The 20,992-nt window shown below is 60.8% G+C and carries 20 protein-coding genes; 7 read left to right on the plus strand and 13 right to left on the minus strand.

Going from position 1 to position 20,992, the window contains the following annotated elements:
- Window positions 1-72: 72 nt before the first annotated feature.
- Window positions 73-1,032: a DMT family transporter gene (locus ACVHNU_RS16690; RefSeq protein ID WP_103521653.1), complete on the minus strand. Its 960-nt coding sequence runs from the start codon at window positions 1,030-1,032 to the stop codon at window positions 73-75.
- A gap of 209 nt (window positions 1,033-1,241) precedes the next feature.
- Here ACVHNU_RS16690 and ACVHNU_RS16695 point away from each other — a divergent pair, with 209 nt between their 5' ends.
- A complete protein-coding gene (locus tag ACVHNU_RS16695) occupies window positions 1,242-1,436 on the plus strand; it encodes a DUF6316 family protein (protein WP_003226944.1) in 195 nt (64 codons plus the stop codon).
- Between the two features lie 119 nt (window positions 1,437-1,555).
- On the opposite strand, the gene ACVHNU_RS16700 is transcribed toward ACVHNU_RS16695, so the two are convergent.
- A complete protein-coding gene (locus tag ACVHNU_RS16700; RefSeq protein WP_473017866.1) occupies window positions 1,556-2,740 on the minus strand; it encodes a thiolase family protein in 1,185 nt (394 codons plus the stop codon).
- Window positions 2,741-2,843: 103 nt separating this feature from the next.
- Entirely contained in the window at window positions 2,844-4,358 is a 1,515-nt protein-coding gene (gene pap, locus ACVHNU_RS16705; RefSeq protein WP_201136897.1) for a polyphosphate:AMP phosphotransferase, read from the minus strand.
- A gap of 355 nt (window positions 4,359-4,713) precedes the next feature.
- Here pap and mnmC point away from each other — a divergent pair, with 355 nt between their 5' ends.
- From mnmC to ACVHNU_RS16730, 5 genes are all read left to right on the plus strand, one after another.
- Window positions 4,714-6,693 (plus strand): bifunctional tRNA (5-methylaminomethyl-2-thiouridine)(34)-methyltransferase MnmC2/FAD-dependent 5-carboxymethylaminomethyl-2-thiouridine(34) oxidoreductase MnmC1, encoded by a 1,980-nt coding sequence (mnmC, locus tag ACVHNU_RS16710; protein WP_473017867.1) that lies wholly within the window; start codon window positions 4,714-4,716, stop codon window positions 6,691-6,693.
- A 149-nt stretch (window positions 6,694-6,842) separates the two neighbouring features.
- Window positions 6,843-8,615, plus strand: coding sequence for an N-acetylglutaminylglutamine amidotransferase (locus tag ACVHNU_RS16715; protein WP_473017868.1), 1,773 nt, complete (start codon window positions 6,843-6,845; stop codon window positions 8,613-8,615).
- A 3-nt stretch (window positions 8,616-8,618) separates the two neighbouring features.
- Window positions 8,619-10,367, plus strand: coding sequence for an N-acetylglutaminylglutamine synthetase (gene ngg, locus ACVHNU_RS16720; RefSeq protein WP_108588841.1), 1,749 nt, complete (start codon window positions 8,619-8,621; stop codon window positions 10,365-10,367).
- Between the two features lie 162 nt (window positions 10,368-10,529).
- Window positions 10,530-11,720, plus strand: coding sequence for an osmoprotectant NAGGN system M42 family peptidase (locus tag ACVHNU_RS16725; protein WP_003226953.1), 1,191 nt, complete (start codon window positions 10,530-10,532; stop codon window positions 11,718-11,720).
- A 164-nt stretch (window positions 11,721-11,884) separates the two neighbouring features.
- On the plus strand, window positions 11,885-12,112 hold the full coding sequence (locus tag ACVHNU_RS16730; RefSeq protein WP_003192759.1) for a YheU family protein: 228 nt from the start codon (window positions 11,885-11,887) through the stop codon (window positions 12,110-12,112).
- Window positions 12,113-12,117: 5 nt separating this feature from the next.
- Here the strand turns inward: ACVHNU_RS16730 and csrA are convergent, their stop codons facing one another.
- The 3 genes from csrA to ACVHNU_RS16745 form a co-directional block, all read right to left on the minus strand.
- Window positions 12,118-12,303 (minus strand): carbon storage regulator CsrA, encoded by a 186-nt coding sequence (gene csrA, locus ACVHNU_RS16735; protein WP_003226955.1) that lies wholly within the window; start codon window positions 12,301-12,303, stop codon window positions 12,118-12,120.
- Window positions 12,304-12,449: 146 nt separating this feature from the next.
- A complete protein-coding gene (locus ACVHNU_RS16740) occupies window positions 12,450-12,782 on the minus strand; it encodes a YnfA family protein (RefSeq protein WP_003226957.1) in 333 nt (110 codons plus the stop codon).
- 63 nt (window positions 12,783-12,845) lie between these two features.
- Complete coding sequence (locus tag ACVHNU_RS16745) at window positions 12,846-13,661, minus strand: SDR family oxidoreductase (protein WP_003226958.1); 816 nt, start codon at window positions 13,659-13,661, stop codon at window positions 12,846-12,848.
- A 258-nt stretch (window positions 13,662-13,919) separates the two neighbouring features.
- On the opposite strand from ACVHNU_RS16745, the gene ACVHNU_RS16750 reads away from it, so the two are divergent.
- The gene (locus ACVHNU_RS16750) at window positions 13,920-14,078 is read left to right on the plus strand and encodes a DUF3309 family protein (RefSeq protein ID WP_169432680.1); all 159 of its coding nucleotides are present in this window, start codon (window positions 13,920-13,922) and stop codon (window positions 14,076-14,078) included.
- Between the two features lie 57 nt (window positions 14,079-14,135).
- Here ACVHNU_RS16750 and ACVHNU_RS16755 read toward each other — a convergent pair whose 3' ends face one another.
- The 7 genes from ACVHNU_RS16755 to ACVHNU_RS16785 all read right to left on the minus strand — a co-directional run bounded on the left by ACVHNU_RS16755 (window position 14,136) and on the right by ACVHNU_RS16785 (window position 20,986).
- Window positions 14,136-16,229 carry an LTA synthase family protein gene (locus ACVHNU_RS16755; protein ID WP_103521835.1) on the minus strand — a complete coding sequence of 698 codons (2,094 nt, stop codon included), beginning with the start codon at window positions 16,227-16,229 and terminating at the stop codon, window positions 14,136-14,138.
- Between the two features lie 314 nt (window positions 16,230-16,543).
- Window positions 16,544-17,149 (minus strand): START domain-containing protein, encoded by a 606-nt coding sequence (locus ACVHNU_RS16760; protein WP_003226964.1) that lies wholly within the window; start codon window positions 17,147-17,149, stop codon window positions 16,544-16,546.
- Window positions 17,150-17,190: 41 nt separating this feature from the next.
- Entirely contained in the window at window positions 17,191-17,445 is a 255-nt protein-coding gene (locus ACVHNU_RS16765; protein WP_473017869.1) for a YkgJ family cysteine cluster protein, read from the minus strand.
- Between the two features lie 164 nt (window positions 17,446-17,609).
- The gene (locus ACVHNU_RS16770; protein WP_201136893.1) at window positions 17,610-18,101 is read right to left on the minus strand and encodes a translation initiation factor 2; all 492 of its coding nucleotides are present in this window, start codon (window positions 18,099-18,101) and stop codon (window positions 17,610-17,612) included.
- Between the two features lie 78 nt (window positions 18,102-18,179).
- On the minus strand, window positions 18,180-19,619 hold the full coding sequence (locus tag ACVHNU_RS16775) for an aminotransferase-like domain-containing protein (protein ID WP_003226969.1): 1,440 nt from the start codon (window positions 19,617-19,619) through the stop codon (window positions 18,180-18,182).
- Between the two features lie 201 nt (window positions 19,620-19,820).
- The gene (locus ACVHNU_RS16780; RefSeq protein WP_103484710.1) at window positions 19,821-20,633 is read right to left on the minus strand and encodes an OmpA family protein; all 813 of its coding nucleotides are present in this window, start codon (window positions 20,631-20,633) and stop codon (window positions 19,821-19,823) included.
- On the minus strand, window positions 20,630-20,986 hold the full coding sequence (locus ACVHNU_RS16785) for a DUF4398 domain-containing protein (RefSeq protein ID WP_201136892.1): 357 nt from the start codon (window positions 20,984-20,986) through the stop codon (window positions 20,630-20,632). Before ACVHNU_RS16785 ends, ACVHNU_RS16780 begins: the two co-directional genes overlap by 4 nt.
- Window positions 20,987-20,992 lie beyond the last annotated feature (6 nt).

The raw sequence follows: 20,992 nt of genomic DNA on the forward strand, positions 1-20,992 counted from the left end.
CGATCGCATTCCTGACATGGGATCGCGGTCAATTGTGGGAGCGAGCTTGCTCGCGAATAAGGCCAACGCGGTTTAACTGGCAGCCATCTTCATCCGCCGCGCCTTCAACCCGGCAATCAACGACGGCCCCAACGCCACCAGCGCCGACCCCAGCACCACCAGCACCGCTCCGCCATAACCCAGTCCATTGATCTGCTCGGCATGCACATATTCCGGCCACACCCCGGCGGCAATCGCTACCGCGCCAAAGGTCACCAGCGGCGTGATCGCCAGCGTCGCACTGACCCGTGAAGCCTCCCAGTGCGCCAGCGCCTCGGCAAATGCGCCATAGGCAATCAGGGTATTCATGCAGCACGCCAGCAGCAGCCAGCCCTGCACCGGGCTCAGTTCCAGTGCTTCGAGCGGATGCACCCACGGTGTCAGCAACAGCGCGCAGAACAGGTAGATCACCATCATCACCTGCAACGAATTCCACACCGTGAGCAATTGCTTCTGGCCCAGCGCATAGAAGGTCCAAACCGTCGAGGCCAACAGCACCAGCAATACGCCGGCGGTATAGTCCGACAACGAGGTGAGCAATTCGGCCAGCCGTTGGTTGAAGAACAGCACGAAGCCGATCAGCAACACCGCCAGCCCCATGCCCTGACCGATGCTGAAGCGCTCCTTGAATACGAACAGACTGGCAATCAGCAACATGATCGGCCCCATCTGCACCACCAGTTGCGCGGTGCCGGGGCTGAGCAGATTGAGGCCCATCAGGTACAGCACGTAGTTGCCTACCAGCCCGAGCACCGCCATCAACACCAGCCAGCCGCCTCGGGGACCGAGCATTTTGCGGCTCGGCAGGCGGCGTGTGGCCGCCAGGTAGATGAACAGGCAGCCACCCGACACCAACAGGCGAAACCAGGTCACCGTGATCGGGTCCATCACCAGCAGCACCTGCTTGAGCTTGATCGGCAGGATGCCCCACAAAACCGCCGTCAGCAGTGCCAGGAACAGACCGTAGACCCAGCGACCGGATGAAATGTGCATGCGAACCCCAATGCCTGCTGACGAGAGCGATCATTCTAGGCCCGGCGCCAGATGCAACACAGGGACAGTTCGGGCCAGGCCGCTAATGAAACTGTGCAGGTCGCAGCATTAAATTGACGCTTTGCCGTTGATCGGCTGGTGAGGCGCGCCAAGTGCTTCAGGCATAAGCTGATTGGATCCCTGCAACGGATCACTCAAGGAGCCGGATCATGTACGGAATGCGCGCCCAGGACAGCGCCCCCGCCACACACTTTCGCAGCGAGCGGATGTGTCGGGTCAATGGAGAGCTGTTTTTCTGCACGCGGGAGAACACCCTTGAGGGGCCGTTCGACAGCGCCGAAAAGGCTGAGCAGGAAATTCAGGCGTATATCGCGCGGATGCAGGGTGTGGATTCCAACCGATGAACCGAGTTGAAGCCTTCGCGAGCAAGCCCGCTCCCACATTTTGATCGGTGTACACCGTACCAATGTGGGAGCGGGCTTGCTCGCGAAGGCATCCTGACAGGCAATACAAATCTGCAGGGTCAGCGCACCGCCTCAAACAACCCCGTCGCCCCCATCCCGCCCCCCACGCACATGGTCACAATGCCGTAACGCAAATCACGCCGCTGCAACTCGCGCACCAGATGCCCGACCTGCCGCGACCCGGTCATGCCGAACGGGTGGCCGATGGAAATCGAGCCGCCATTGACGTTGTACTTGCTGTTATCGATCTCCAGACGATCGCGGGCATACAGGCATTGCGAAGCAAACGCCTCGTTCAGCTCCCACAGATCAATATCCGCCACTTGCAAGCCCTTGGCCTTGAGCAGTTTCGGCACCGAGAACACCGGGCCGATGCCCATTTCGTCCGGCTCGCAACCGGCCACGGTGAAGCCACGGAAAAACGCCTTCGGTTTGAGTCCCAGTTGCAGGGCTTTTTCCAGGCTCATCACCAGGGTCATCGACGCGCCGTCCGACAGCTGCGACGAGTTGCCGGCCGTTACCGAGCCGTCCTCGGCAAACACCGGTTTCAGCCCGGCGAGGCTTTCATAAGTGGTATCCGGGCGGTTGCAGTCGTCGCGATCGACGATGCCGTCGAGGATCTGTACATCGCCACTGTTCTTGTCCTCGACCCGATACTTGACCGCCATCGGCACGATTTCATCATCGAACAGCCCGGCCGCCTGCGCCTGGGCGGTGCGCAGTTGGCTTTGCAGCGCGTAACGATCCTGTGCCTCGCGGCTGACGCCATAACGGCGCGCGACCACTTCCGCGGTCTGGCCCATCGTGTAGTAGATGCCCGGCACCTGCTGCTTGAGCAGCGGGTTGATCAGGTGATCGGTGTTGACGCTCTTGAGGGTCAGGCTGATCGACTCGACGCCACCGGCAACAATGATGTCGCTGCAACCGGAAGCGATCTGGTTGGCGGCAATCGCGATCGCCTGCAACCCCGAGGAGCAAAAGCGATTAAGGGTCATGCCGGCAACACCAGTGCCCAGACGCGACAACACCGCGACGTTGCGCCCGATGTTGTAACCCTGCGCACCCTCGTTGGAGCCGGCACCGACGATGCAATCCTCGACGCTGGCCGGATCGACGTCGTTGCGCGACAGCAGCGCGTTGACGCAATGGGCCGCCATGTCGTCGGGACGGGTCTGGTTGAACTTGCCGCGAAAGGACTTGGCCAGGCCGGTCCGCACGCTGTCGACGATCACCACTTCACGCATGGCATACCTCAATTGTTGTTGTCGCAGGAGAGTGAACCGAGCATAAGTCCACCCTGCCGCCGACCGCGACAATCATTCACCCCGCGTATGCGCGTCCATCGCTTCAGTCCTTGTGTTTTTTCGCGTGCTTGTCGGACTTCGCGAACGCCTCTTCGAGCGCCCGGTTGATCGTGCGCAGCACCTTTACCCGGGCCCAGCGCTTGTCATTGGCCTCGACCAGCGTCCACGGCGAGATCTCGGTGCTGGTGCGGTCGACCATGTCGCCCACGGCGGCGCGGTAGGCATCCCACTTTTCGCGATTGCGCCAGTCGTCCTCGGTAATCTTGAAGCGCTTGAAGGGGATCTGCTCCCGGGCCTGAAAACGCTCCATCTGCGTCTCCTTGTCGATCGCCAGCCAGAACTTGACGACGATCACCCCGGCGTCGGCGATCTGCTCTTCGAAGTCGTTGATCTCGCTGTAGGCCCGCAGCCAGTCGGCCGGACTGCAAAAGCCCTCGATCCGCTCGACCAGCACCCGGCCATACCAGGAACGGTCGAACACGGTGAATTTGCCCCGTGCCGGCAGGTGTCGCCAGAAGCGCCACAGATACGGTTGCGCGCGCTCCTCTTCGGTCGGCGCGGCAATCGGCACGATGTTGTACTGACGCGGATCGAGCGCCGCCGCCACCCGCCGAATCGCCCCGCCCTTGCCCGCCGCGTCGTTGCCTTCGAACACCGCCACCAAGGCGTGACGGCGCATGCGTTTATCGCGCATCAGCCCGGACAGCCGCGCCTGCTCGGTGATCAATTGTTCTTCATAGTCTTTCTTTTCCAGACGCTGGGTCAGATCAAGACTGTCGAGCAGGTTCAACTGATCGACAGCCGTGCTCAGCGGCGCGGCATTGACCTCATCGGCCTCTACTTGCGGACGCTTGAGGGCGTTCTGCAGACCTTCGAGCAGAATCTTGCCGACCGCGAGGCTGCGGTAATTGGCGTCCATCCCTTCGATGATGTGCCACGGTGCATAGTCGCGACTGGTACGGCGCAACACGCGCTCGCCGTATTTGACGACCTTGTCGTAAGTCTGCGATTGCTGCCAGTCCAACGGACTGATGCGCCAACTGTGCAGTGGATCATCGGCCAGCGCCTTGAGCCGCGCCTTCATCTGTTTCTTCGACAGGTGGAACCAGAACTTGAAGATCAGCGCGCCTTCATCGCAGAGCATCTTTTCCAGACGCTCGGCGGCGTTGATTGCCTGATCCAGCCGTGGATCCTTGAACAGACCGTGGACCCGGCCCTGGAGCATCTGGCTGTACCAGTTGCCGAAGAAAATCCCCATCCGGCCCTTGGCCGGCAGCATCCGCCAGTAACGCCACGCGGGTGGCCGCGCCAGTTCTTCGTCAGTCTGCTGATCGAAGGTGCGCACCTCGATCAGGCGCGGGTCCATCCACTCGTTGAGCAACTTGACGGTCTCGCCCTTGCCGGCGCCCTCGATGCCGTTGATCAACACGATCACCGGAAAACGTTTCTGCTGCTGCAACTCGAACTGCGCTTCCAGCAGTGCTTCACGCAGCGCAGGCACCGCCGCGTCGTAAGTCTCTTTGTCGATGGCATGGCCGATTTCGGCGGATTCAAACATGGGGACGGCTCCTTCCAGGATTCAGCAAGACTAGCGGATTGGGCACAGATGCAGGGCAGAAATTCCCCACCACAACAAGCTGAAGGAACGAACCCTGTGGCGAGGGAGCTTGCTCCCGCTGGGTTGCGCAGCAACCCGAAAAACCTTTCACCCCGGTTACTCCAGTTAACCCGCGTGCGCCGGCTTTACGACTGCTGCGCAGCCGAGCGGGAGCAAGCTCCCTCGCCACAGAAAAGCTCACTTTCAGCCACAAACAGTGAATTGTCCTTGAACCCCCTCAACCCAGCCTTGCCATGGATCAAGCACCCTGCGCCCGATCAGCTAGAATGGCCGCCTTGTCGTTGCCGAGCCTGCCATGAAACCTGTATTGCCCCACGCCCAACTTGACTGGGATGACCACGGACGTCCGCGCTCGCGGGTGTTCGATGATGTGTATTTTTCCGACCAGTCGGGGCTGGATGAAACCCGCTACGTGTTCCTCGAACAGAACCGTCTGGCCGAGCGTTTTGCCGCGCTGCCGGCCAATGGTCGACTGGTGATCGGCGAAACCGGCTTCGGCACCGGGCTGAATTTTCTCTGCGCCTGGCAGCTGTTCGAGCAGCACGCGGTGGCCGGTGCGCGGCTGCATTTTGTCAGCGTCGAAAAGTACCCGCTGAGCCCGGCGGATCTGCAACGGGCACTGGCCTTGTGGCCGGATCTGAAGCCGCTGGCCGATCAGTTGTTGACGCATTACGTGGCGATCCATCAGGGCTTTCAGCGGATCATTCTGGGTAATGGCCGGGTCACGCTGACGCTGCTGATCGGCGATGCGCTGGAACAACTGCCGCAACTCGATGCGCAGATCGACGCGTGGTTTCTCGACGGTTTCGCCCCGGCGAGAAACCCCGACATGTGGACCGCCGAACTGTTCGCCGAACTGGCGCGGCTGGCCGCGCCCGGCTCGACCATCAGCACCTTCACCAGCACCGGTTGGGTGCGACGCTTGCTCAACGCCGCCGGGTTCAAGATGAAGCGCACCCCGGGCATCGGCCACAAATGGGAAATCCTGCGTGGCGAGTTTCTCGGCTGGCCACAGGACGTCGCGCCACCGCTGCCGGACAAACCGTGGTTTGCCCGCCCTGCCCCGCTGACCGGCGAACGCCGCGCGCTGGTGATCGGCGCCGGGTTGGCCGGTTGTGCGACCGCTGCCAGCCTCGCCGCACGCGGCTGGCAAGTCAGCCTGCTGGAGCGTCACGAGGCCGTGGCGCAGGAGGCGTCGGGCAATCCGCAGGGCGTGCTCTATCTGAAATTGTCGGCCCACGGCACCGCGTTGTCGCAACTGATCGTCAGCGGTTTCGGCTACACCCGCCGTCTGCTGGAAACCCTGCAACGCGGCACCGACTGGGACGATTGCGGTGTGCTGCAACTGGCCTTCAATACCAAGGAAGCCGAGCGTCAGGCACAACTTGCCGCGGCGTTCCCGGAGGATCTGGTGCACTGGCTTGATCAGCCCCAGGCCGAAACTCAGGCCGGTATCGCCGTGGCCCATGGCGGGCTGTTCTACCCCGAAGGCGGCTGGGTGCATCCGCCGGCGCTGTGCCAGGCACAAGCCGCGCAAGCGAACATCGAACTGCTCAAGCATCACGACGTGCTGGAACTGCGCAAGGTCGATGATCAGTGGCAAGCCTTCGACGGCGACCGCCTGCTCGCCAGCGCCCCGGTCGTGGTATTAGCCGGTGCTGCGGAAATAAAACGCTTTGCGCAAAGTGCCGAGCTGCCGCTCAAACGCATCCGCGGGCAGATCACGCGCCTGCCGCAAACTGCCGAGAGTCAGGCGCTGCGCACCGTGGTCTGCGCCGAAGGTTATGTCGCGCCGGCTCGCTTGGGCGAACACACACTCGGCGCGAGTTTCGACTTCAACAGTGACGACTTGACCCCGACCACCGCCGAACACCTCGGCAATCTGGCGATGCTCGAAGAGATTTCCAGCGATCTGGTGGCGCGCCTGCACGTCGATGAACTGCCCCCGGAAACACTGGAGGGACGCGCCGCGTTCCGCTGCACCAGCCCCGACTACCTGCCGATCGTCGGCCCGCTTGCCGACCGCGCAGCTTTCGCTCAGGCCTATGCCGCGTTGAGCAAGGATGCACGACAAGTGCCGGACATCGCCTGCCCGTGGCTCGATGGCCTGTACGTCAACAGCGGCCACGGTTCACGCGGGCTGATCACCGCGCCGCTGTCTGGCGAACTGCTCGCGGCGTGGCTGGACAACGAGCCGCTGCCACTGCCCAGAAGCGTCGCCGAAGCCTGCCACCCCAATCGTTTTGCACTGCGCACGTTGATTCGCGGCAAATGAAAAATCGCGACTGGCCGCTGGTCAGTCGCCCCCTCTTATAACTCATCGTTCTAAAACTCCCACATCTGCAGCGGGTCAGTTTCTGAGTAGCGGCCATTTTGGCCTGACTTGAATCACCCCTCCCCAACGGAAAAACCGGTAAGGACTTTATGTGCGGACTAGCTGGCGAGTTACGTTTTGATCATCAACCTGCAGACCTTGCAGCGGTTGAGCGAATCACCCATCACCTGGCCCCCCGCGGCCCCGACGCGTGGGGCTTCCATGCCCAAGGACCGATTGCCCTGGGCCATCGTCGCCTGAAAATCATGGACCTGTCGGATGGCTCGGCGCAGCCGATGATCGACAGCCAATTGGGCTTGTCGCTGGCCTTCAACGGCGCGATCTACAACTTCCCGGAACTGCGCGCCGAGCTCGAAGCGCTGGGTTATGCGTTCTATTCCGGCGGTGACACCGAAGTGCTGCTCAAGGGCTATCACGCCTGGGGCGAAGCACTGCTGCCGAAACTCAACGGCATGTTCGCGTTCGCCATCTGGGAGCGCGATGCCCAGCGCCTGTTCATCGCCCGTGACCGTCTCGGCGTGAAGCCTTTGTACCTGTCGCGCACCGGCCAGCGTTTGCGCTTTGCCTCGGCCCTGCCGGCGCTGCTCAAGGGCGGCGACATCAACCCGATCCTCGATCCGGTGGCGCTCAATCACTACCTGAATTTCCATGCAGTAGTGCCGGCTCCACGCACCTTGCTCGCGGGCATCGAAAAGCTGCCGCCAGCGACCTGGATGCGCGTCGAAGCCGATGGTCGCACCGAACAGAAAACCTGGTGGACCCTGCCCTACGGCCCACACGACGACGAGAAAAACCTGACGCTCGAAGACTGGCGCGACCGTGTGCTCGACAGCACCCGTGAAGCGGTAGCGATTCGGCAACGGGCGGCGGTGGATGTCGGTGTGCTGCTCTCCGGCGGTGTCGATTCGAGCATGCTCGTCGGCCTGCTGCGCGAAGTCGGCGTGGAGAACCTGTCGACCTTTTCCATCGGTTTCCAGGATGCCGGCGGCGAGCGTGGTGATGAATTCCAGTATTCCGATCTGATCGCCAAGCACTACGGCACCCAACACCATCAATTGCGCATCGACGAAAAAGAGATCATCGAGCAATTGCCCGCCGCGTTCCGCGCGATGAGCGAGCCGATGGTCAGCCACGACTGCATCGCCTTCTACCTGTTGTCCCGCGAAGTGGCCAAGCACTGCAAAGTGGTGCAGAGCGGCCAGGGCGCGGATGAGCTGTTCGCCGGTTATCACTGGTATCCGCAAGTCGACGGCGCAGCAGATCCGTATGCAGCCTATCGCGCGGCGTTCTTCGACCGCAGCTACGACGACTACGCGGCCACCGTACAGCCGAAATGGCTGACCGCGAATGACGCGGCCGGCGACTTCGTCAAGCAACACTTCGCACAACCCGGCGCTGATGCGGCGGTGGATAAAGCCCTGCGTCTGGACAGCATGGTGATGCTGGTGGACGACCCGGTCAAACGCGTCGACAACATGACCATGGCCTGGGGCCTGGAAGCGCGCACGCCGTTTCTCGACTATCGCCTGGTGGAACTGTCGGCGCGAATTCCCGGCCAGTTCAAGCTGCCCGATGGCGGCAAACAAGTGTTGAAAGAAGCCGCGCGCCTGGTGATTCCGAGCGAAGTGATCGACCGCAAGAAAGGTTACTTCCCGGTACCGGGCCTCAAGCATTTGCAGGGCGACACGCTGAACTGGGTGCGCGAACTGCTGCTGGATCCGAGTCAGGATCGCGGCCTGTTCAACCCGGCCATGCTCGACAAACTGCTGACTGATCCGCAAGGCCAACTGACGCCGCTGCGCGGCTCGAAACTGTGGCAACTGGCGGCCCTGAACCTGTGGCTCAGTGAACAAGGAATCTGATTGATGAAACCTCACGCCACGGCGATCAACCAACGTCTGTTACGCGGTCAGACACCGTCGTATGAACGCTTGCAGGCGCGTCTGGCCGAAGACGGCAGCGAACTCGGCGCCGACCCCATTGCCGTGCATTGCGGCTGGGGCCGACTGCTGATCGGTCACACCTTTCCTGACCCGGCGACGCTGGCGCAGGAACTGCTCAACGAACAACCCGGCGAGCGCGATATTGCCCTGTACGTCGCCGCGCCGCAGCAGATTCTCGGTCTGGAACCGACACAACTGTTTCTCGACCCTTCCGACACCCTGCGCCTGTGGTTCAGCGATTACCGCCAGGCCACCCGCGTGTTTCGCGGCTTCCGCATTCGCCGCGCACAGAGCGAAGCCGACTGGCAGGCGATCAATCTGCTGTATCAGGCACGCGGCATGCTGCCGATCGATGCCACGCGGCTGACTCCGCATCATCAGGGCGGCCCGGTTTATTGGCTCGCCGAAGACGAAGACAGCGGCGCGGTGATCGGCAGCGTCATGGGCCTCAATCACCAGAAAGCCTTCAACGATCCGGAACACGGCAGCAGCCTGTGGTGCCTGGCGGTGGATCCGCAGTGCTCGCGGCCCGGTGTCGGTGAAGTGCTGGTGCGGCATTTGATCGAGCACTTCATGAGTCGCGGCCTGAGTTATCTGGATCTGTCGGTGCTGCATGACAACCGTCAGGCGAAGAACCTCTACGCCAAACTCGGTTTTCGCAACCTCTCGACCTTCGCGATCAAGCGCAAGAACGGCATCAACCAGACGCTGTTCCTCGGTCCCGGCCCGGAAGCCAACTTCAACCCTTATGCGCGGATCATCGTCGAGGAAGCCCATCGGCGCGGCATCGACGTGCAGGTGGATGATGCCGAAGCCGGGCTGTTCACCCTCAGCCACGGTGGGCGCCGGGTGCGTTGCCGCGAATCGCTGAGCGACCTGACCAGCGCAATCAGCATGAGTCTGTGCCAGGACAAGAGCCTGACCCACAAGGTGTTGAAGGCCGCCGGGCTGAAACTGCCTTCGCAGCAACTGGCAGGTAACGCCGACGACAACCTGGCGTTTCTCGACGAGCATCAACGTGTGGTGGTCAAGCCGCTCGACGGCGAACAGGGCCAGGGTGTGGCGGTCGATCTGCAGAGCATCGAAGAGGTGCAGCAGGCCATCGAAGCCGCCAAACATTTTGACAGCCGTGTGCTGCTCGAAAGCTTCCACGAAGGTCTCGACCTGCGGATTCTGGTGATCGGTTTTGAAGTGGTGGCCGCTGCGATTCGCCGTCCCGCGGAAGTGGTCGGTGACGGCCATCATTCGATCGGTGCATTGATCGAGGCCCAGAGCCGCCGTCGGCAAGCCGCCACCAGTGGCGAGAGCAAGATTCCGCTGGATCATGAAACCCAGCGCACCCTGCATGCGGCCGGTTATGACTACAGCAGCATCCTGCCGGCGGGCGAACATCTGTTCGTGCGCCGCACCGCCAATCTGCACACCGGTGGCACGCTGGAAGACGTTACGGCGATTCTGCATCCGACCCTGGTCGATGCCGCCGTCCGTGCGGCGCGAGCGCTGGACATTCCGATGGTCGGCCTCGACCTGATGGTGCCGGCGGCGGATCAAGCGGAGTACGTGTTTATCGAAGCCAACGAACGCGCGGGGCTGGCCAATCATGAGCCGCAGCCGACGGCGGAGCGCTTTGTCGATTTGTTGTTTCCGCACAGTCAGCCGGCTGTTTCTTGATTCCGAGGCGTCTGGACTGACGCCTTCGCGAGCAAGCCCGCTCCCACAGGTTGAACGCATTCCAAATGTGGGAGCGGGCTTGCTCGCGAAGGGGCCGCAACAGACACCCTAAATCACCCCTCATCGAAACCATCGATGCGCCTCAACTCATCAGGAGTTTCCATGACCACTCAAATCCCTGAACCGGATCTCAACTACCTGCAAAAAGTCCTGCTGGAAATGCTCGCCATTCCCAGCCCCACCGGGTTCACCGACACCATCGTGCGTTACGTCGCCGAGCGTCTGGAAGAACTCGGCATCCCTTTCGAGATGACCCGTCGCGGCACGATCCGCGCCACGCTCAAGGGCAAGAAAAACAGCCCCGACCGCGCTGTCTCCGCGCACCTCGATACCATCGGCGCCGCCGTGCGTGCGGTGAAAGACAACGGTCGTCTGACCCTGGCCCCGGTCGGTTGCTGGTCGAGCCGGTTTGCCGAGGGCAGTCGGGTCAGCCTGTTCACCGACAACGGCGTGATTCGTGGCAGCGTGCTGCCGCTGATGGCGTCCGGGCACGCGTTCAACACCGCGGTGGACGAGATGCCGATCAGCTGGGATCACGTCGAACTGCGTCTGGATGCCTACTGCGCGACCAAGGCCGATTGCGAATCGCTGGGCATCAGCGTCGGCGACGTGGTGGCGTTCGACCCGCTGCCGGAGTTCACCGAGAGCGGCCACATCAGCGCCCGTCACCTCGATGACAAGGCTGGCGTTGCCGCGTTGCTGGCCTCGCTCAAGGCCATCGTCGACAGCGGTCAGGAGTTGATGATCGACTGTCACCCGCTGTTCACCATCACCGAAGAAACCGGCAGTGGCGCGGCGGCGGCATTGCCGTGGGATGTCAGCGAATTCGTCGGCATCGATATTGCCCCGGTTGCGCCGGGCCAGCATTCCAGCGAACACGCGGTGAGCGTGGCGATGCAGGATTCCGGTGGCCCTTATGACTATCACTTGTCACGGCATTTGCTGCGTCTGGCCAGCGAAAACGAACTGCCGGTAAGGCGCGACCTGTTCCGCTATTACTTCAGCGATGCGCATTCGGCGGTGACTGCCGGGCACGATATCCGCACCGCCCTGCTCGCCTTTGGCTGCGACGCAACCCATGGTTATGAACGTACGCACATCGACAGTCTGGCGGCGCTCAGTCGTTTGCTTGGGGCGTACATTCTGAGTCCGCCGGTATTCGCCAGCGATGCGGCGCCGGCCAATGCTTCGCTGGATCGCTTCAGTCATCAGATCGAGCATGAGACGCAGATGGAGAGCGATACGCGGGTGCCGTCGGTGGACAGTCTGGTGGGGCAGCGCTCGGACAGCTGAATCCTTGTTGGCAGACCAAGCACCTTCGCGAGCAGGCTCGCTCCCACAGGGGACACGCATTCCAAATGTGGGAGCGAGCCTGCTCGCGAATTGGCACGCCACGAAAACTGGCGGGGATAACGTAATCGCCGTAGCATCCCGCCATTGATTTAGCCGAGGTGCCCATGCTGATTCCCTACGACGCTCTTGAAGTCGACACCCTCACCCGCCTGATCGAGGATTTCGTCACTCGCGACGGTACCGACAACGGTGATGACACCCCATTGGAAACCCGTGTACTGCGCGTCCGCCAGGCACTGACCAAAGGCCAGGCGCTGATTGTTTTCGACCCGGAAAGCGAGCAATGCCAGTTGATGCTCAAGCACGATGTGCCCAAGCATCTGTTCGACTGAAAACTTCAGCGAGCCTTTTCGCTGATCTGTTTGCGCTGGATCCGCTCGTAAACTTCAGAGCGGTGCACATTGACCTTCTGCGGCGCCTCGACGCCGAAGCGCACGCTGGAACCGTTGACTGACAATACGCGCACGGAAATATCGTCACCGATGGAAATCAACTCGCCCACAACACGGCTGAGTACAAGCATGGAGTTCGTCCTTCAGGGTTAGCCAGCCCTGAAGATGCGCGGCGGACGGGCGCTCTACAATGGGTCGCGAGCAATTCAGTCTTGCCCTACACCGTGAGTCGCTGCGCCCTTCAGACGTTTCCTGCAAATGGCTAAACAGTCTCGCCTCAAGCGGCGGAAAATCGCGGCCCGAACAGAATCACACTGGCACCGATCACGCATAACGCCACGCCGATCCAGTCCGAACCCAGCGGGCGCACGCGCTCGACCACCGCCAGCCAGCCGATCGACGCGACGATGTAGATTCCGCCATACGCGGCATAGGCGCGCCCGGCGTAAGCCGCTTCGACCCGGGTCAACAACAGCGCGAACAGGGTCAGGCTGAGCAGTGCCGGGATCACCCACAAGGCACTTTTGCCCTGACGCAGCCACATGAAAAAGGCGAAACAACCGGCGATTTCAAACAGCGCCGCGAGGAAGAACCACAGGTAATTGAGCATTGATGCGTCTCGACAGGGTGACCAATGCGGCCACCCTAACGACGCGATACCCGCCGGGCAAGTTCAACCGTTGGTTTGTTTGGCCTTGGCGCGCATTTTATCGGCCATGGTGGTCATTTCGTTGTAGATCAGTTGCGGGTTCTTCTGCTTGATCGCCCAGGCCATGCGCCCTTGCTCGTGCGGCAGAATCATGAACTCGCCCGCGGATACTTGCTGATAGATATAGTCAGCGATGTCAGCAGCAGTGATCGGCGAACTTTCCAGCAATTTGCCGACCTGGGCTTTCATCGCCGGCGTCGGGCCACGGAACGAATCGAGCAAGTTGGTCTGAAAGAACGACGGGCAAACCACATGCACGCTGACTTCCTGCTGCGCCAGTTCGATCAGCAAACTTTCCGACAACGCCACCACACCGGCCTTGGCCACGTTGTAGTTGCTCATCGCCGGGCCTTGCATCAAGGCCGCCATCGAGGCGATGTTGATGATCTTGCCTTTGCTCTGTTCCAGCAGCGGCAGGAACGCCTTGCAGCCCTTGACCACGCCCATCAGGTTGATCGCGATCTGCCAGTCCCAATCCTCAAGCGACAACTCGCTGAAAAATCCGCCTGACGCCACACCAGCATTGTTGACGATGACATCGATGCCTCCCAGCTTCACTTCACAGGCTTGGGCAAACGCGGTGAGCTGGCTGTAATCACGCACATCGCAACGCTGGGTGAAACCGTCGCCACCGGCCTCACGCACCCGTTTCAGGGTTTCCAGCAGGCCGGGCTCGCTGACATCCGACAAAGCCAACTGCCAGCCTTCACGCGCCCAGCGCAGCGCGATTTCGCGACCCAAACCTGAACCCGCGCCAGTGATCATCATGCGATTTTGCATAGCCGACAGCCTTGTTGTTTCGTAGGAGATACGCGGAGTGTAGCGAAGGAACCTGGGTATCCCACGCTCCATCAGAATGCTGAATACAGGATCAAAAGATCTTGCGCTTAAAGGAAATAAGTCTGCGGCCCAAATACATTAAAAAAACATTGAATTTTCTTTCATTCGCACCAGTCGGAATTTGTAAGCCGTCTGGAATTAGTTAGCCTCCAGTCGCCCTTGAACACCAAGACTTCTCGAACACTTTTAACAAGGAAAATCGACATGGGCACAATTCTTATCATTATCCTGATCCTGTTGCTGATCGGTGGTCTGCCGGTCTTCCCGCACTCCAGAAGTTGGGGTTATGGTCCTTCGGGCATTATCGGCGTGGTGTTGGTGGTGCTGCTGGTCTTGCTGTTACTTGGCAGGATATAAAACCCCAAGACAAAAAAAAGAGGCCCTCAGGGGCCTCTTTTTCATGCAGCGGTTTTATCAGTCAGGCTTGCCGTTGACAACACCGGCAGTGTTGTCCATCAGGCTCTTGGTCGCTGTTTGCAGGAACGCTTCAAGCTTGAGCTTCAGTTCGGCGGTACGCGGTGCGTCCGGAATGATCTCGGCAGAAGGGTTCGCGCCCAGTTGGTACTGGTAGATCTTCGGCGCCATTTCCTTCTCTTTCGGCAGCACCAGGATCTGGTCGGCGGTGACGATGGCCGTGGTCTGCTCGCTGCCCGACGGCTTGATCACACCGAAACCGGTGTCGCCGGCCGGCAGGTTCAGCAGGTCGCGGCCCCAGCACTGATGACGTACTTCGCCACCCAGACGGCCCATGATGGTCGGCACGATGTCGATCTGGGTGCCCACGGTGTGGTCGCGGGTGCCGAACTTCTCCTGGATGCCCGGCGCGATCATCAGCATCGGCACGTTGAAGCGGCCCAGGTCCATTTCGGTGATCTGGCGCTCGTTGCCGAAACCGTGGTCGCCGACGATCACGAACAGGGTTTCCTTGAAGTACGGCTCTTTACGCGCCTTCTCGAAGAACTGACCCAGTGCCCAGTCGGCGTAACGCATGGCGGTCAGGTGTTCGTTGAGGCTGCCACGATCGGTCACGCGCTCCACCGGCAATGGCGTCGGCAAGGCGTACGGCGTGTGGTTGGACAGGGTTTGCAGCAGCGCGTAGAACGGCTTGCCGTTTTCCCGTGCCTTCAACTCCTGCAGACCACGGTCGAACATGTCCTGGTCGGACACGCCCCAGGTCGGATCGGAGAACACCGGATTGACGAAGTCGTTACGGCCAACGAAGTTGGTCATGCCCTGGTTGCTGAAGAAGCCCGACTGGTTGTCCCAGGCGAAGTCGCCGTTATAGACATACACGTCGTCATACTTGCGCGCACTGAGCAACTGCGGCAGGCCGGACAGCTTGTGGCTGCCTTCCGGTGTCTGCATCAGGTATTCGAAGCCCGGCAGGTTCGGGAAGCACGCCATCGTGGCGAACATGCCCTGGTGGGTGTGGGTGCCGTTGGAGAAGAAACGGTCGAACAGCAGGCCTTCCTTCGACAGTTTGTCGAGGTACGGCGTGATGTTGCCCGGTGCGCCCAGGGCGCCGACCGAGTGACCGGCCATGCTTTCCATCAGGATCACGACCACGTTCTTGATCGGCAGGGTCTTGTCGGCCGGTGGCGTGTAGTCACGACGCACGGCAGCGATGTCGGCATCGACCAGTTTGTCGTCCGGCATCACCAGCATCTCGCGAACCACTTTCTGCGCCTGTTCCTGCGGCAGTGTGGCTTTCCAGATGTTGTCGCGATCCTCGCCCATGCGGTCCTTGGCAGCGGCGATCAGCGACAGCGTGCCGTTGAGACCCAACTGGTTGGCGAAGTTCGATTCGGTGGTGTAGACGTCACCCCAGCGCAGCGGCGGGCCCTGACGCAGGGTGCCACGGGCAGCCACCACGCAGATCAGCAGGCAGACCACGAATACCGCGAGACGCGTGTACCACGGCGCCACCTGACGCGTACCGACGTTGCCGCCGCTGAACGGGCCACGTGGACGGGTTGCACGGTCGGCGCCCTTGAAGGCCAGGGTCAGGATCACGGTGCCGACGACCCACGCCAGCAGGTAACGCACCACCGGGAAACCGTACCAGAGCATGCTCATCACGGTTTTCGGGTCTTCTTTCACGTACTGGAACACCAGGCCGTTGAGGCGCTGGTGGAACTCACGGTAGAAGTCCATCTCCATCAGGCCGAGGAACAGCGCGATGCTCGAGGCGACGGTCAGCCACAGACGGAAAAAGCCGCGCGCGGCCATCGCCCGGGCACTGAACAGTGCCAGCACCAGCGGAACGCAGATGTAGACCACCAGGCGCAGGTCGAAACGCAGGCCGTTGGCGAAAGCTTCGAGGAAGGTCGAAGCCGGGGTATCGAGGATCATCTCGCGGTTGTAGACCAGCAGCGCGAGGCGCAGCACGGAAAACATCACCATCATGACCAGGGCACACAGCAGCGTGTAGGCCAGATGCGATTTGACGGTCGGTTGCAGCAGGCGAGTGGAAGATCGCTGCTGATTCAGGGCGTCCGGGTTTGCCATGTCGTTTTAGGACCCATTGGAAGTTGAAGTTGCAAAATACGGCGGCGCCATGCCCTCTATTGGCCATTCCAGGCCCCGGGGCGTGCGCGGTGCGCAAATGTTGCACGATCAACGGCAGCATTGCCATTGATTACTGTCCCACCGTCGGACTCTTTCATTCAAGGCGCGGGGATACGGGGACAACTGCAAAGAGCGCGGGCGAATTGTCTGGAACGCTTTGTGAAAATTTCGTGCAGCGCATATCTGGAAACACAATATAACGACAAAACAAAACGCCCCGAATCAGTCGGGGCGTTTTGCTGTCAGCGCGCGAATTACTTCTCGGCGCGTTCTTTCAGGGCTTTCAGGGTGTTGAATGGCGCGTCGACCACAAACTTGTTGGCAATCATGCTCGGCACACTGCCGCCTGGCTCGGTGTGCACTTGATAGGTCACTTCGACCTGATCACCTTTGGGCACGAACTTCCAGAAGCCTTTGACCTGCGCAACGCGAACAAAGCCTTTCTCTTCGGGAATGTACTTCGGCACGCCTTCGAGGTTGCGGGTCAGGCTGCCATCAGCGCCTTCGACGGTGGTGATGTGCAGCACCGAATCGCGTGGGGTGACTGGCCACGGCGTATTGAACTGGGTGTAGGTCCAGCTCTGATCGCCCTCGTGCTTGAGCAGCTTCTGGGTTTTGCACTCGTGAATCCAGGCGCAGGCTCCGGACACGTCTTCCTGCAAGGCACGCAGTTTGGCAACGGTGGTCTTCATCAGGGCAACACCCTGATAGGACTTGTAATCCGAACCCGGCACTTCGGCCAGCGAGACCTTGATCCCGTCCTGCTCCTTGGCGACTTTCCAGTCCTCAGCCTGAGCAACCGAAGTGGCCAGCACAGCCGTCAAACCACACAACACAGCGATACGATGCAGCGAACCCATAGTCTTATTCCTTATTGTTGAAGTTCCGTTCGTTTGACACATCACGCCGCCGTCATCTGCTCCCACCAGCCGATCAACTTGATCGCCTCTTCCCGGCTGCTGCCACAGACTTCGACATCGGCGGCAAATCCCGAGCAGACCGCCGGGCGTTCCGGCTGACCGAAAATGTTGCACAGGTTTTCGACCGAGAGTTGCACGCAACGTTCGCCAGCAGGTTTGCCATTGGGCATGCCTGGAATGGCAGAACTGATGGAGGGGGCAATACAGCAAGCGCCACAGCCTTCACGGCATTTCATGACGACGAGTCCTCGCGACGGGCAATGTGTTAAAGGGACGGCCACAGAGTAACCGCTAAAACGGTTGTTTCAAATTCCCTGAACCGGGGTTTTTACGCAGAAACGAAAGTGACTGACCAGTCTCCGACAAAGCGTCTGGTCTGCGGGTCACGGATCGATTTGATTTACTGCTTGAATTCGAAATCCAGCGCCGCGCCTTCGACTTCACGACGCTCTTCGTTGCGCAGTTGCAGCTGCATTTCGTTACTGAGCAGACGGCCGTTGAGCTGGAAGCCGCTGTTCTTCTCGCCGAACATCTGCGGCAGGATAGCGTCGTGTTTAGGCAGCGTGACGGTACCGGCCGGTTTGAGCTGCTGCACCATGTCCTTGGGCAGGCTCAGATCGAGCTTGGCCGGCGGCAATCGGGTTTTCGCCACCTCACTGGCCGGTTTCGACTTGGAAGCGACCGGGGGCCGTTTCTTCACCGGGGCAGCCTTCTTTTGCGGGGCTTTTTTAACTTGAGCTTTCTTATCCGCAACGGCTTTGTTGCTGGCCGTTTTGCTCGCCGGTGCTGACGCCGCAGGCTTTTCCTGAACGGCGGCTGCCATGACACCGGGCGCATGGCCCATCGTCAACACACCAAACAAAATCCAGGCAGCAGGCAAAATCGCTTTCATGAGCCCTACAACACTAACGGCAGAGGGCCATATGCTCGCCTGTTGAGCGTCACAAGACAAGCATGACGCACCGCTCGTTCAGAATCCGCCAGCCGTTTCCTGACACAGTTGAGTCGCCAGCAAGCCGAGGGTCATCAGCGCCCTTTCCGCTTCGCGATTCCACGGCGTGCCGCAGTTCAGGCGGATGCAGTGGTTGAACTGCTCGGTATTACTGAAGATCAGCCCCGGTGCAATGCTGATGCCCTGCTGCAAGGCGCGGACGTGCAATTCCTGGGTGTTGACCCTGCCCGGCAGGCTCACCCAGAGGATGAAACCGCCCGTGGGCCGGGTCATTTGCGTGCCTTCGGGGAAGTACTGCTGCACCGCCAGCTGGAACGCGCTGAGGTTTTTCCGGTATTCCTGGCGGATGTACCGTAAATGCCGGTCATAACCGCCATTTTCCAGATAAGCGGCAATCGCCATCTGCGTGACGCTGCACGCCGAATGCGTGGTGAACGTCTGCAGACGCTGGATTTCTTGCTGATACTTGCCGGCGATCATCCAGCCGACCCGCACGCCCGGCGACAAGGTCTTGGAAAAACTCGAGCAGTAGATCACCCGATCCAGTCGATCGTAGGCCTTGAGGGCTTTGGTGCGACCCTGTTCGAACATCAACTCGCCATAGATGTCGTCTTCGACAATCTGGATATCGAAGTCCGAGGCCAGACGCAGCAGTTGTTTCTGCCGCTCTTCGGGCATGGTGCCACCCAGCGGATTGCTCAGCCGGGTGGTCAGCACCAGCGCCTTGATCGACCATTGGTTGGCGGCCAGTTGCAAGGCTTCCAGGCTCATGCCCGTGGCCGGGTCGCTGGGAATCTCGATCACTTTCAGGCCCAGCAGGTCGGCCAGTTGCAGCAGGCCGTAATAGGTTGGCGACTCGGCGGCGATCAGATCACCCGGACGAGTCAAAACCCGCAGCGACATCTGCAGCGCATCGACGCAACCGTGGGTGATCACCACTTCCGACGGATCGACCACCACGCCAGCATCGCGCATGCGGATCGCCACTTGACGGCGCAGCGGTTCGAAACCGGGGCTGAACATGTAGCTGAAAGCGCGAGGGCTATGGAATCGGGTGACCTTGGCCAACTGCTGATGCAATGCGCGCACCGGCAGGTAATCGACACTCGGCACCGCCGCGCCCAACGGGAAAACCCCCTCGCGCCGCGATTCGACCAACACTTGCTGAATAATGCTGGCGCGGGTGACCAGGCCTGGGCGTTCGACCCGGGCGATATCCGGTGTCGGCGCCGTCAGGGCCGGGGTCTGGTGCACGTAGTAACCGGACTGCGGCCGTGCGCGGATCAGCCCCTGATCCTCAAGATTGGCGTAAGCCTGCAACACCGTTGCATGGCTGACATTGAGCTGCGAACTCATCTTGCGCACCGACGGCACGCGTTCGCCGGGCTGATAGACGCCGCGCCGGATATCTTCCGCCAGTTGTTGAGCAATACGTTGGTAGAGCAAGAGGTTGGTCATGACGCAGCACTCGATTTCACGGGCATTTTATTCTTGTGTGAAACAATACCGGAACAGTTTAGAAGTGTACTGGGACAGTTGCCACCATAGTCGACCGTACAGTGCAGTGTCAGCTACAACTGTACGGATTTGCGCGCTATTCGACAGACGTAAAAAAGCCCGGCGCTGCATGACAGGCCGGGCTTTCCAGAGACGCAGCCCTCAGCGGGCGGCGCCGAGCTGGCCTTTTTCGTCGGAAAATACAATTTCCACCCGACGATTCTGTGCCCGCCCGCGCTCGGAAGCGTTGGCGTCCACCGGGTACTCGTCGCCGTAACCTTCGACCTGAATGCGCTTGTCCTCAATTCCGAGGTCCATCAACACATCGGCCACGGCTTGCGCGCGATCACGCGACAGCTTGAGGTTTTCCTGTTTGCCACCGGTGCTGTCGGTGTAGCCCTCGATACGCACCACGCGTTTCGGGTTGAGCTGCAGGAACTGCACGATCTTCAACACCACGCGATTGGCCGAGTTCTTCAGCTCCGCCTCGCCAGTGTCGAACAGCACGTCACCGAGGGTCATCACCAGCCCGCGATCGGTTTGCGTGGTGGCCAGCGCGACAATCTGCTCTTCGAGCCACTTGCCCTGCTGCTGCACGCTCAGCAGTTTGGACTCACGCAGAGCCAGTTGCAGACGCTGGCGTTCCAGCTCGAGCTTCGCCGCGCGCTCTTCGTTGAGCACCAGATTGGTGTGTTCGCGAGCGATTTCGCTGTAACGCTGACTCAGGTAGGCGTAATGCACCACGTCGGAGCCACTGCCCCAATAGGTCGACAGGCGATCGGCACGGGCCAGGGACTCACCGGCACGGATCACGTCCTTGGGAGCGATGCGCAGCACATTGGAGTCTTCCTTGACCTTCTGGAAGTCGCTGCTGGCTTGTTGCAATGCGCTTTCACTGTGCTGACCGGCACACCCGAAAAGGCTCACGCAGCCAGCCAGAACCAACCCGCCAAGGGCTTTGGACTTGAGGCTCATTGGGCATCTCCCAGTTGCTTGCGCAGGCGGATGATGCGGGTATTCAGCACGTTCAGTTGCTCTTCGCTCTTTTGCGTCAGCACCTTGGCTTCTGCCAGACGTGCGTCCAGCTCGGCCTGTTCGGAACGCATGCGGGCGTTCTTGTAAGACTCGTCGGCCATGTTGCCCTTGGCCCGGTTGAACTTGTCTTCAGCCAGTTTCATTTCCGGCATTTCTTCGGCGGTCGCACCGACAGCCTTGGCCTGGGTGATGGCCTGCTCGGTCAGGCGCATTTGCTCGTTGGGTGCCGGATCGTTGGCGCAGCCGGCCAGGGCCAGAACGGCCATGGCCGCGAAAAGAGGTCGAATACTCACTAAGAA

The sequence above is a fragment of the Pseudomonas sp. Ors-4-3C genome, assembly GCF_055755035.1.

Excerpts from the sequence above, each read along its gene's own strand:
- ACVHNU_RS16690 (WP_103521653.1), bottom strand. The coding sequence starts at position 1,032 with ATGCACATTTCATCCGGTCGCTGGGTCTACGGTCTGTTCCTGGCACTG.
- ACVHNU_RS16695 (WP_003226944.1), top strand. The coding sequence starts at position 1,242 with ATGTACGGAATGCGCGCCCAGGACAGCGCCCCCGCCACACACTTTCGC.
- ACVHNU_RS16700 (WP_473017866.1), bottom strand. The coding sequence starts at position 2,740 with ATGCGTGAAGTGGTGATCGTCGACAGCGTGCGGACCGGCCTGGCCAAG.
- pap (WP_201136897.1), bottom strand. The coding sequence starts at position 4,358 with ATGTTTGAATCCGCCGAAATCGGCCATGCCATCGACAAAGAGACTTAC.
- mnmC (WP_473017867.1), top strand. The coding sequence starts at position 4,714 with ATGAAACCTGTATTGCCCCACGCCCAACTTGACTGGGATGACCACGGA.
- ACVHNU_RS16715 (WP_473017868.1), top strand. The coding sequence starts at position 6,843 with ATGTGCGGACTAGCTGGCGAGTTACGTTTTGATCATCAACCTGCAGAC.
- ngg (WP_108588841.1), top strand. The coding sequence starts at position 8,619 with ATGAAACCTCACGCCACGGCGATCAACCAACGTCTGTTACGCGGTCAG.
- ACVHNU_RS16725 (WP_003226953.1), top strand. The coding sequence starts at position 10,530 with ATGACCACTCAAATCCCTGAACCGGATCTCAACTACCTGCAAAAAGTC.
- ACVHNU_RS16730 (WP_003192759.1), top strand. The coding sequence starts at position 11,885 with ATGCTGATTCCCTACGACGCTCTTGAAGTCGACACCCTCACCCGCCTG.
- csrA (WP_003226955.1), bottom strand. The coding sequence starts at position 12,303 with ATGCTTGTACTCAGCCGTGTTGTGGGCGAGTTGATTTCCATCGGTGAC.
- ACVHNU_RS16740 (WP_003226957.1), bottom strand. The coding sequence starts at position 12,782 with ATGCTCAATTACCTGTGGTTCTTCCTCGCGGCGCTGTTTGAAATCGCC.
- ACVHNU_RS16745 (WP_003226958.1), bottom strand. The coding sequence starts at position 13,661 with ATGCAAAATCGCATGATGATCACTGGCGCGGGTTCAGGTTTGGGTCGC.
- ACVHNU_RS16755 (WP_103521835.1), bottom strand. The coding sequence starts at position 16,229 with ATGGCAAACCCGGACGCCCTGAATCAGCAGCGATCTTCCACTCGCCTG.
- ACVHNU_RS16760 (WP_003226964.1), bottom strand. The coding sequence starts at position 17,149 with ATGGGTTCGCTGCATCGTATCGCTGTGTTGTGTGGTTTGACGGCTGTG.
- ACVHNU_RS16765 (WP_473017869.1), bottom strand. The coding sequence starts at position 17,445 with ATGAAATGCCGTGAAGGCTGTGGCGCTTGCTGTATTGCCCCCTCCATC.
- ACVHNU_RS16770 (WP_201136893.1), bottom strand. The coding sequence starts at position 18,101 with ATGAAAGCGATTTTGCCTGCTGCCTGGATTTTGTTTGGTGTGTTGACG.
- ACVHNU_RS16775 (WP_003226969.1), bottom strand. The coding sequence starts at position 19,619 with ATGACCAACCTCTTGCTCTACCAACGTATTGCTCAACAACTGGCGGAA.
- ACVHNU_RS16780 (WP_103484710.1), bottom strand. The coding sequence starts at position 20,633 with ATGAGCCTCAAGTCCAAAGCCCTTGGCGGGTTGGTTCTGGCTGGCTGC.